At 71.1% G+C, this 11,050-nt stretch carries 8 protein-coding genes; 1 reads left to right on the top strand and 7 read right to left on the bottom strand.

Features of this window, described 5'->3' with window-relative positions; genetic code table 11:
- Window positions 1–94 precede the first annotated feature (94 nt).
- Window positions 95–826, bottom strand: coding sequence for a class I SAM-dependent methyltransferase (locus AB0H75_RS36015; protein WP_367804124.1), 732 nt, complete (start codon window positions 824–826; stop codon window positions 95–97).
- A gap of 616 nt (window positions 827–1,442) precedes the next feature.
- Window positions 1,443–2,207 carry a PhzF family phenazine biosynthesis protein gene (locus AB0H75_RS36010; RefSeq protein ID WP_367804123.1) on the bottom strand — a complete coding sequence of 255 codons (765 nt, stop codon included), beginning with the start codon at window positions 2,205–2,207 and terminating at the stop codon, window positions 1,443–1,445.
- 168 nt (window positions 2,208–2,375) lie between these two features.
- Here AB0H75_RS36010 and AB0H75_RS36005 point away from each other — a divergent pair, with 168 nt between their 5' ends.
- On the top strand, window positions 2,376–2,759 hold the full coding sequence (locus AB0H75_RS36005) for a cell division protein SepF (RefSeq protein ID WP_367804122.1): 384 nt from the start codon (window positions 2,376–2,378) through the stop codon (window positions 2,757–2,759).
- A gap of 593 nt (window positions 2,760–3,352) precedes the next feature.
- Here AB0H75_RS36005 and AB0H75_RS36000 read toward each other — a convergent pair.
- The 5 genes from AB0H75_RS36000 to AB0H75_RS35980 all read right to left on the bottom strand — a co-directional run bounded on the left by AB0H75_RS36000 (window position 3,353) and on the right by AB0H75_RS35980 (window position 10,621).
- Window positions 3,353–4,687, bottom strand: a complete 1,335-nt coding sequence (locus tag AB0H75_RS36000) for a hypothetical protein (RefSeq protein WP_367804121.1) — start codon at window positions 4,685–4,687, stop codon at window positions 3,353–3,355.
- Window positions 4,688–4,808: 121 nt separating this feature from the next.
- Window positions 4,809–6,542, bottom strand: a complete 1,734-nt coding sequence (gene argS, locus AB0H75_RS35995; protein ID WP_367804120.1) for an arginine--tRNA ligase — start codon at window positions 6,540–6,542, stop codon at window positions 4,809–4,811.
- A complete protein-coding gene (locus AB0H75_RS35990; protein WP_367804119.1) occupies window positions 6,539–8,704 on the bottom strand; it encodes an HAD-IC family P-type ATPase in 2,166 nt (721 codons plus the stop codon). Before AB0H75_RS35990 ends, argS begins: the two co-directional genes overlap by 4 nt.
- 189 nt (window positions 8,705–8,893) lie before the next feature.
- Window positions 8,894–9,913 carry a phosphate acyltransferase PlsX gene (gene plsX / locus AB0H75_RS35985; RefSeq protein WP_367804118.1) on the bottom strand — a complete coding sequence of 340 codons (1,020 nt, stop codon included), beginning with the start codon at window positions 9,911–9,913 and terminating at the stop codon, window positions 8,894–8,896.
- A 150-nt stretch (window positions 9,914–10,063) separates the two neighbouring features.
- Window positions 10,064–10,621: a DUF1707 domain-containing protein gene (locus AB0H75_RS35980; RefSeq protein WP_367804117.1), complete on the bottom strand. Its 558-nt coding sequence runs from the start codon at window positions 10,619–10,621 to the stop codon at window positions 10,064–10,066.
- Window positions 10,622–11,050 lie beyond the last annotated feature (429 nt).

Genomic DNA, 11,050 nt, shown 5'->3' with positions numbered 1-11,050 from the left:
ACTCGGGAGGGTGTGGGAGAGTAGGTCACCGCCGGACAATCTTTGTGGAGGGCCTCGACGTTTAGCGTCGGGGCCCTTCTGCATTTCCGGGCTGTTACGGTTTCTGCCAGACCGAGACGTGGTATCTGCTCTCGCTGGTGAAGGGCTCGTGCTTCCAGCCGGCCCACCGCGCGTACAGGGTCATGCCGGCGAGCCGGGCCATCAGGTCCAGCTCGGACGGCCACACGTAGCGGTGCGGCGACGAGCGGGTTTCGAGCCGGGCGTCCGTCACCCAGTAATGGTGTGAGACGGCGATCTGCGAGGCGAGGTCGTACTCCTCGAACCCGAGGTGCGCGGGGGTCACGGTGAACGGGTGGATGTTCTGGCCGGGCGGGAGACGCCGCAGCTCGGGGATGTAGACCTCGATGAGGAACCGGCCGCCGGGCTCCAGTTGTGCCGCCACCGTGCGGAAGCACTCGACCTGCTCGTCCTGGGTGGTCAGGTTCGTGATGGTGTTGCGTACCAGGTAGGCGAGGGCGAAGGGGCCGCCCGCCCGGGTGGTGGCGAAGTCGCCGACGGTGATGCCGATGTTCTCCGCGCCGGGATGGGTCCGGAGCTGTGCCACCATCGCTTGCGACAGCTCGATGCCGTGCACGCGGATACCCCGCCTGCTGAGGGGCAGCGCGATGCGCCCGGTGCCGATGCCCAGTTCGAGCGCGGTGCCGTCAGGGCCGGCCAGGTCGGCGAGAAGGTCCACGACAGGGTCGATGACCGCGGGGTCGAACAGCTCCGGCCACTTGGCCTCGTACGTTCGCGCTGTCGATTCGTCGAAGTTGTTCTCGGGCACGGACTCGACTGTGCCTTGGATACGGGCGATCGGCATCCCATTTGTTTGTCGGGAACACGGTCAGGTCACCGCCGCCCACAGCGGCCGTAGGACCGTCGATGCCGGGCACCTGGACATGGGCGGGGCAGGCGTTGGGCGCGGGATGCCTGCGGCTCGTGACCTCGCCGTAACGGGTGGGGAGGAAGCCGGGAGGAGTCGCGGTGCCGGGCGGATGGCGGGTGCGGAAGCTCGCCAGTTGTCGCGCGTCCGTTTTTCACGGAGAACGTGCAGCTTATGACGTTGAGTTCGGGGAAGTAGCGAGGGAGCCGGTCGATGGGTGTCGATGAGGCTGCCGGCTTTGGACGAGGTGATCTGGTGGACGGCGTTGATCTGGCTCCGGACAGGAGCCATGACCAGGCGATGCTGACGATGAGGAACGTGCCGGGGACACCGGTGGCCGTACCGCTGTCGTCAGGGAGCCCCGGTCCGAGCCGTGCGGCCGTGGAACGGTCCGTGAAGCGCGCGGCCGCGCCGAGGGCGGCGGCCACGGCGGCTGCGACGAGCAGGCCGAGGATCACGACGGACAAGGCACCCCACTTTCTACGCTCTAATGATTACGCAAAGTGATGCGGTGTCGCTAGACGTGTAGGGTGCCGGACAGCACGGTTACGGCGTTACCCGCCAGGTGAACGCGGTCGCCGGCATGAGTGACGTGGACGATTCCGCCCCTCTTGGACAACTGCGCGCCGACGAGCGAGGCGCGACCAAGGCGGGCCGACCAGTAAGGGGAGAGCGCACAGTGGGCCGAACCGGTTACCGGGTCTTCCGGAACGCCTACATTGGGTGCGAAGAAACGAGAGACGAAGTCGGTGTCCGTGCCGGCGGCCGTGACGATGACGCCGCGGGCGTCCACGGCCGCCAGGGCGGCGATGTCAGGGGTCAGCGCGCGGACGGTCTCCGCCGAGTCCAGCTCCACCAGCAGGTCGAGGTCGCTCTTCCCGACCTGGACCGGGGTCACCCCGAGGGCCTTCTCCAGGCCGGATGGGGCCGGGGTGGGGGTCACCGTCTTCGCCGGGAAGTCCATGACGATCATCCCGTCGTCGAGCCGGTTCACGGTCAGCGTGCCGCTGGCGGTCCGGAACTTCAGCTCGCCGGTCGCCGCGCCCGTCGAGTAGAGGACGTGAGCGGTGGCCAGGGTGGCATGACCACAGAGCGTCACCTCGACGGCCGGCGTGAACCAGCGGAGCGAGTCCCCGAGGAGGAAGGCGGTCTCCGAGAGGTTCATCTCGGCGGCGACGCTCTGCATCCACCTGTCGCTGGCCGTAGCGTCCAGCAGGCAGACAGCGGCAGGATTACCTTGGAAGGCCGTGCCGGTGAAGGCGTCGACGGTGAAGAGGCGCATGTGAGCGATGCTAGCCGGGGGTCGGATATCAAGATGCAAGCGGGTTGCAAGCCGTACAAAATGGAATTAGGGCTGGGCGTGTCGCGTGGCGAATGCGGAATCGTCGGTTACCGTCCAATGTGTAGGGACGTGCCGATTACGGTGAGTTCCTGAGGAAAGGACAAGCCGATGGGGGCAGTGCGCAAGGTGGTGAGCTACCTTGGCCTGAGCGGGGTCGACCAGTACGACGAGGGCTATGACGACGACGAGCAGTACGAGGACGAGTACGTCCCCGCCACCGAGCGGGCCGCCAGGCGGTGGCGCGCGAACGTCGACTCGTCACGCATCGTGATGGTCCAGCCGCTCAAGTACAACGACGCGCCGTTGATCGGTCAGCACTTCCGTGACGGGCAGACGGTGATCATGGATGTTTCGGGCATGGCGCTGCCCGAGGCGACACGAATGGTGGACTTCGCCGCCGGCCTGGCGTTCGGGTGCGAAGGGCGGATCGAGCGCATCGCCGAGCGGGTCTTCCTGCTCGCGCCGGCACACGTGGAGATTGAGACCAGCTGAGCTGGATGGGATTAGCTGAATTGAGCAGCGTTGGGGCGGATTAAGGCGGATTGAGGCGAAGTAGCTGCGCGTGAGGTGACGCGCGTCTCGTCCGGGCTCGGGCGGTCGGCTGGGGGAGCCCGGCCGGCTGGGCACGGTCGCGGCTCACCGGCGGATGGCGGTTCCAAGCCCGGGTCTGATCACGTCAGACCCGGGCTTGTGCGTTCCGGCGAGGTCCGTGCGGGCGAGGGTCACGGGCGGTGGTGGAGGCAGCCGTGAGGCTTCCTCCGCCGCTGCGGTGGCAGGACGGGCAGGACGGGCAGGGCAGGACGGGCGGGGCGGCTGTGTGATGACGCCGGCTCCCCGCGGCCGTGGCCAGGCGGCCCGAGGACCGCGCGGTCCCCGCGGCCGTGGCCGGGCGGCCCAAGGATCGCGCGGTCCCCGCGAGGCGGTACAGGGTCCTGCGGTCGTGGTCAGGCGGCGCGGTTGTGGTGAGGGGTGCGGAGTTCTCCCGGGCGTGGTCAGGTGGCGCGGTTCTGGTGAGCGGTGCGGGTCCCTCGGTTGTGGTCAGGCGGTGCGGTTGTGGTGAGCGGTGCGGGTTCCCTCGGTTGTGGTCAGGCGGCGCGGGGGCCGCGGCGGACCAGGCGGACGAGCTCGGTGGCGTCCTCGGTGGCTTGCTTGGCGCGCGCGTCGGACTCGCGGGCGTAGGCGTGCAGGGCCCATACCGCGCCCTCGGCCAGCTCGCGCAGCTCGCTGACCTGGCCGGCGACGTAGCGGGCGTCGGCGTCCACCAGCTTGCGGCGCTGCCAGAGCTGCCAGCCCGCCAGGCCGATCATGGCGACGCCGGCCGCCGCCAGCAGGACGGTGGTCAGCACGGCACCGGCGAGGCAGGCCACCCCGGCCACCAGCAGCAGGATCGCCGCCCACGGGCGGGGCCGGGGCACGACGCCCTCGGTGAGGATGGACTGCTCGGCCGCGGTCAGCGAGGCCGTGTCGGGGCCCTCGGGGCGCAGGTGGATGCGGTGGCCGAGGATCGGGACGGTGAGCGTCTCGGGCGGCTCCAGGCGGCTGTCGGTCTCCAGCTCCTCGGCCACCACCCGCAGGATCGGGGCCGCCACGTGCAGCGCGATCGCCGCCAGGCGCGGGTCGGCGCCGGGGCGCAGGTCGTCCAGCAGGTAGGACACCAGCGAGGCCATCGGCCCGGCCGGCCCGCCCGCGCCGATGAGCGAGCGGAGCACGGCGAGCGGCTCGTCCTCCGCCCAGCTCGCGGCCGGGACGCCGGAGGCGTTGTCGAGCGGGGTGCGCGCGTCGCCGGTGGTCTGCCGGATCGAGGTGATCTCGGCGCAGCGGCCGCGCAGCCGGGCCAGCCGGTCGGCGGCCATGGCGGGCCGGGCCAGCTCGGGGATCTCGGCCATCTCCGGGAAGTCGGCCAGCGACGGCGGCACGACGACCGCCGGCTCGCCGGGGATGAGCGCCTGGACCCACTGCTCGGGGTCGGCGTGCTCCTGGACGGCCAGGGCGTCGAGCTTGCGCAGGACGAAGATCTTGCCGGCGGGGCCGTACGCGCCGCGGGCGGCGGCCAGCCAGAGGGAGCGCTGGCCGTGGGTGACCGGCCGGTCGAGCGACAGCTCGCCGAAGGCGGTGCCCAGCCAGGAGGCGTGGATGCGGCTGCCCTGCCCGGAGACCGCCAGCGTCAGGCACAGGAAGAGCGCGGTGCGCTGCTGGTCGCGGCCGGCGGCCCGGCTCAGCGGCTCCAGGGAGTCGTCGCCGGACAGGATGGCGACCAGGGCCTCGATGGCCGGAGGCAACCAGTAGCCGGGGACGTCGCGGAAGGTGATCGGAGCAGCGGGTGGCGCCGTGCCGCCGGCGGCGAGGTGCGCCAGCAACGCCTCCGCGTAGCGATGCACCTCCGTCGCTGCTTGGGGGCTCGCGGTCAGGTCAGTGCTCAAGGCAGAGAACTCCCCCATTTCGGCCTCAGTTCATGACCGCGTAAAGCCTAGCCGTATAGGCGCGCCAACCCGGTGGAGGCGCGCCCACGACGGAACGGGAGACTTCGCGTCAACCACCTGTTTACATGCGCTCGGGGACAGGGACGCCCAGAAGGCCGAGCCCCGTCTCCAGCACGCGCAGGGTGAGCGCGCACAGCGCCAGCCGGGAGGCCCGGACCTCGGGGGCGACGTCCGGCCTGAGGACCGGGCACTGCTCGTAGAAGGTGCTGAACAGGCTGGCGGTCTCGAACAGGAAGGCGCACAGCCGGTGGGGCTCGGACTGTGCGGTGACCTGCGACACCAGCTCGCCGAACCCCAGCAGGTGGAGGCTCAGCGCCCGCTCGGCGGGCTCGCCGGGCGTGATCCGGCCGGCGAGCGCCGCCTCGGACGGCTCCATGCCCGCCTTGCGGAAGATGGAGCGGATCCGGGCGGTGGCGTACTGCATGTAGGGGCCGGTGTTGCCGGTGAAGCCGAGCATGCGGTCGAAGTCGAAGACGTACTCGCTGTCGTGACTGACCGACAGGTCGGCGTATTTCACCGCGCCCATGCCGACCGCCCGCGCGATCTCGGCCTGCGTGTCCGCGTCGTAGCCCCGGTCGGCGATGGCCGCCGTGGCCCGCTCGACGGCCTCGTCGAGCAGGCCGGTCAGCTTCACCGACTCGCCGGAGCGGGTCTTGAAGCGGCGGCCGTCCTTGCCCAGCATCATGCCGATCTGGACGTGCTCGGCCGAGACGGTGTCGGGCAGCCAGCCCGCCTGCCGCGCCGCGGCGAAGATCATGCGGAAGTGCAGCGCCTGGTCGGCCCCGACGACGTAGAGGATGCGGTCGGCCTTGAGGTCGTGGACGCGGTAGCGGACGGCCGCCATGTCGGTGGTGGCGTAGCCGTAGCCGCCGTCGCTCTTCCTGATGATGAGCGGCAGCGGCTTGTCGTCGGAGCCGGTGAAGCCGGGCGGGAACACGCAGAGCGCGCCCTCGCTGAGCACCGCCGTGCCGGACGCCTCCAGGTCGTGGCAGGTCTGGTCGAGCATCGGGTTGTACATGCTCTCGCCGGCGATGTCGGCGTCGGTCAGGGTGACCCCGAGCAGGCCGTAGACCTTGTTGAAGTAGCGGACGGTGGCGTCCATGAAGACGTGCCACAGGCGCAGCGTCTCGGGGTCGCCCGACTGCAGCGTGGTCACCCGCGTGCGGGCGCGCTGCTTGAACGTCTCGTCGCCGTCGAACTTGGCCCGCGCCGCCTGGTAGAACTCGGTGCCCATGCCGGCTTCGAGCTGCCCGACCGCGGCCTGCTCGCCGATGTCGAGCAGGTGCTCGATGAGCATGCCGAACGGGGTGCCCCAGTCGCCCAGGTGGTTCTGCCTGATGACGGTGTTGCCGACGTGCTCGTGCAGGCGGGCCAGCGCGTCGCCCACGATCGTGGTGCGCAGGTGGCCGACGTGCATCTCCTTGGCCGCGTTGGGCGCGGAGTAGTCGATCACCACGGTCTGGGCGGGCGTGACCGTGCCGACGCCGAGCCGGGAGTCGTCGAGCATGCCCTGGGCCCCGGCGGCGATCCAGCCGTCGTCGAGGGTGATGTTGAGGAAGCCGGGGCCGCTGACCTCGACCGTGCCGGGGAAGTCGGACAGCTCCGCCCTGATCGCCTCGGCGACCTCCCGCGGGGCCCGTCGCAGCCGCTTGGCCAGGCTCATCGCGACGTTCGCCTGGAAGTCGGCGAACTGGGAGGGCCGGATCAGCGGGTCGGCGTCGGCGTGCTCCGCGCCGAACGCGTGCGCCAGCGCCTGCTGGACGCGCTCGGTGAGCACTGTCTGCGGGTCGGTCATGTTCTAAGGGTACCGGCGACCTTGACCGCGATGCTGATGGCGAAGGCCGCCACGACGGCGACGCCGACGGCGCTCAGGTCGTTGGCGAGGTCGTCGGGGCGGAGGGCGAAGAAGGACCGCACGAACGGCAGGGTCAGCCCGATCCCGAACGCCGCCGCCATGGCCCCGACCAGCACCACCCGCCACCACGTGAGCGGCCTGGCGATGAGGACGAGCACCCACCAGGTGGTGAGGAAGAGCGTGATCACCGCCGAGGTCTGGTCCTCGACGAGCGTGGAGGTGCCCTTGTGGGCCAGCCAGAACGACACCAGCACCGCCACCGCGCACAGCACCCCCGAGGGCACGGCGAAGCGCAGCACCCGGCGCACGAACCCGGGGCGCGAGCGTTCGAGGGTGGGCGCGAGCGCCAGGAAGAACGCCGGGATGCCGATGGTCAGGGCGTTGACCAGGGTCGAGTGGCGGGGCGCGAACGGGAACATCACCCCGGCCACGCCCACGGCCAGCGACAGCACGATGGCGTAGAAGGTCTTGGTGAGGAAGAGGTTGGAGACCCGCTCGATGTTGGCCAGCACCCGCCGGCCCTCGCCGACGACGTGCGGCAGGGTCGCGAACCTGTCGTCCAGCAACACCACCTGCGCGACGGCCTTGGTGGCCGGGCTGCCCGCGCCCATGGCGATGCCGAGGTCGGCGTCCTTGAGCGCCAGCACGTCGTTGACGCCGTCGCCGGTCATGGCCACGGTGTGGCCGCGTGCCTGGAGGGCGGTGACGAACTTGCGCTTCTGCTGGGGGCTGACCCGGCCGAAGACGGTGTGGCTGTCGAGCAGCTCACCCAGCTTCTCCTGGTCGTCGTCGGGAAGGGTGCGGGCGTCCAGGGCGCGGTGGCCGTCGGGGATGCCGAGGCCGGTGGCGATGGCGGCGACCGCCTCGGGGTTGTCGCCGGAGATGACCTTGACGGCGACGCCCTGCCGGGCGAAGTAGCGCAGGGTCTCGTCGGCGTCGGGGCGTACGCGCTGCTTGAGGGTGACGAGCGCGACGGGTTCGAGCGCCGCCTCGCCGTCGGGGCCGGGCAGCCGGTCGGCGCGGCACAGCGCGAGCACGCGCGCGCCGGTGGTGGCCAGCTCGGCGGCCCGGTCGTAGCCGTCGCCGTCACGCAGCAGGACGTCGGGGGCGCCGAGCACCCAGGCGCCGTGCTCGCCGAAGTCGGTGCCGCTCCACTTGCGGGCGGAGGAGAAGGGCACGCTCTCCCGGGCCGTCCAGCCGTCGCCGGGGGCGGCGAAGCGGGCGCGGATGGCCTGGGCGGTGGGGTTGGGCCGGGGGTCGGCGTGGGAGAGCGCCGCCAGGGCGTCCTCCACGGGGTGGCCGTCGCGCAGCGGCAGCACCTCGTCGAGGTCCATGCCGCCGGCGGTGAGGGTGCCGGTCTTGTCCAGGCACAGGACGTCCACCCGGGCCAGGCCCTCGATGGCGGGCAGCTCCTGGACCAGGCAGCGGCGCCGGCCGAGGCGCACGACGCCGACGGCGAACGCGATCGAGGTCATCAGCACCAGACCCTCGGGGATCATGGTGACGATGCCGGCGACCGCGCCGGTGATGGCGGTGCTGAAGTCGACCGAGCTGTTGAGCTGGCTGTAGATCAGCAGGGCGCCGATGGGGACGACCAGCCAGGTGATGTACTTGATGAAGTTGGAGACGCCCTCGCGCAGCTCGGAGTGGGCGAGATGGAACTTGCTGGCCTCCTCGGCGAGCCGGACGGCGTAGGCGTCGGTGCCGACCTTCGTGGCCACGAACGCCCCCGAGCCGGCCACCACGAAGCTGCCCGACAGCACCTGGTCGCCGGGCTGCTTGTGGACGGGGTCGGCCTCGCCGGTCAGCAGCGACTCGTCCGCCTCCAGCCCGTCGGAGCGCACCACCTCGCCGTCGACCAGCAGGCGGTCGCCGGGGCCGAGCAGGATCAGGTCGCCGAGGACGACGTCCTGCGGGGGGATCTCGCGTTCGGCGCCGTCGCGCCGCACCCGTACGGGTGCCTCGTTGATGACGGCGAGCTTGTCGAGCGTGCGCTTGGCCCGCAGCTCCTGGACGATGCCGATGAGCGCGTTGGCCACGATGACCAGCCCGAACAGGCCGTCCTGCCACTCGCCGAAGATCAGGATCAGCGCCCAGAGCACGCCGATGACCAGGTTGAACAGTGTCAGGACGTTCGCCCTGAAGATGGCGCTGAAGGATCTGCTGGAACGGCGCGGGACGTGGTTCGGTTTCGCCGCCGCCGCTTGAGCAGAAGAGAGCCCGTCCACCGTTGAGGTGAGCCCGACCACATAACCCCCTGTATCTGTGGATCGGACTCACAGACTACGGGGTCACCAGAGCCTGTGGGAGCGGTGTGATGCGGCTATTCTCTCGCCGATCCGGGCGACGATCCCATTGGCGGACAAATCGGAGGCGAGCTGGCACGCCGCGCTGATGGCCGGCGCCCTGGAGGAGCCGTGAGCGATCACCACGGTGCCGTTCAGCCCGAGCAGCACGGCCCCGCCGTACGCTTCCGCGTCGAGGCGGCGGCGCAGCTCGCGCAGGCGGGAGCGTTGCAGGGCGGCGCCCAGCCGGGCGACCGGGCTCTCGCCGAGGCTGGCGCGCAGCTCGGCGAAGGCGTAGCGGACCGCGCCCTCCATCGTCTTGAGCGCGACGTTGCCGGTGAAGCCGTCGGTGGTGATCACGTCCACCTTGCCGGTCAGCAGGTCGTGGCCCTCGACGTTGCCGGTGAAGCGCAGGCCGGGGGAGCTCTGGAGCAGCTCGCCCGCGCGCTTGGCGAGCTTGTTGCCCTTCTCGGGCTCGCTGCCGATGGTGAGCAGGCCGACCCTGGGCTCGGCGACGTCGTAGGCCAGCTCGGCGTAGGCGGCGCCCAGGTGGGCGAACTGCACCAGCATCTCGGGCTTGACGTCGGCGTTGGCGCCGGCGTCCACGAGCAGGGTCGGATGGGGGAGCGTGGGCAGCGCGACCGCGATCGCCGGGCGCAGCACGCCCTGCTGCGCCTTGAGCCGCAGCCGCCCGGTGGCGACCACGCCCGCGGTGGAGCCGGCCGACACCAGGGCGCAGGCGTCGCCGCGGCGGACGAGGTGGCAGGCGACCGCGATGCTGGAGCGGGGGCGGCGCAGGCTGGCCAGCGCGCCCTCGTTCATGGCCAGGGCCTCCTCGGCCCGGACGATGGGCACCTCTTTGGTGGCGTCGTGGTCGGCGAGCGCCTCGTAGAGCACGCGGGGGGAGCCGACGAGCACGACCGGCAGGCCGCGCTCGCGCACGGCGTGCACCGCGCCCGCCACGATCTCGTGCGGCGCGTGGTCGCCGCCCATGGCGTCCAGCGCGACGGGCTTGCTGTCGGACAATCCTCACCTCTACGGCATCGCGCCCGCCGTCACGGCATGGCCGGTACGCGGGCTCGGTACGTCCGCATCATTGGCGAGGCAGCTGCCAGGTTAACCGGCGGGTAGGGCTGCTGGTTCCCGCGCCGCGGCGCAGCCCTTCGGCCGGGCTCCTCAGCCGAGGTTCCAGTCCGTCTTCGCCCGGGACACGATGACCTTGGAGAAGGCCGACTTCCCGGTGACCCTGATGAGCGGCCCGTCCGCCTGCGAGCCGCCGGTCACCAGGCGCTTGCCGAAGACGGAGCCGCCCTCGTCCACGACGTGGGCGTTCTCGGGCACGCGTACGATCAGCTTGCTGAACCAGGCGTCGGCCTCCAGGGTGATCTCCCGGCCGGGGAGCACGGCGTCCGACAGGTCGATGACCAGGGCGCCGAAGCGCGCGGAGAGCTTGGTGTGGCGGGAGGCCACCCAGCGCCCCCTCCGGATGATCTTGCTGAACGTCGAGCCGATGACCTGCCGCTCGACGGCGGCGGGAACGCCGGACGCGGAGACCTCCGGCAGGTCCCGGGTCAGGGGGACGAGCTCGCCGACCGTGGTCGCCGAGTAGGCGACGTCGAGGCGGTCGGCGTGCTCGACGCTGGTGAGTCGTCCTGCGGCGAGTGCCTCGCTCAGGATCGCGGCCACCCGGTCGCGGTCGGCGTCCGAGGCGCGCAGCGTGGTTTCGTCGGTCACGAACGGGAGTCTACGACGAATCGCGATATGTCGCGAGTATCCGGCGCGCCCGCGTGAAGCCCCGGGAAATCCGGCTGAGGGTGCGCGCGGTCGCGACGGTGCCGCCCTTCAGGACGAACGCCTACGTCGTGGAGGAACTCGTGGACCGGCCGGCACCAGGTCGCCGGCCCGTGCCGCGCCGTCCGCGGCCCCTCCATTTCGAACCGGCCGGGGCGCCGCTGCCGGTCTGAACGGCCGCGCCGGATAATCCATCGCGCCCGGCTATTGCGCCGCGTCCCGGCCCGCGAACAATTGATTTCACGGCCTCCATTGTTCGCGGGCCGAGGGCGTTCCATATCAGCTGCTGGACGCGTTCACAAGCGCTCGTGCGCTATCGGAAACAAGACCCGCCTATTTCCCGTTTTGTCTCCCCGCTCAACGCTCCCCCTT

Origin of the sequence: Nonomuraea sp. NPDC050783 (assembly GCF_040802095.1) — a bacterium.
Lineage (GTDB): Bacteria > Actinomycetota > Actinomycetes > Streptosporangiales > Streptosporangiaceae > Nonomuraea.
The sequence above is the reverse complement of the archived record's forward strand: the minus strand, read 5'-3'. Positions and strand labels throughout refer to the sequence as shown.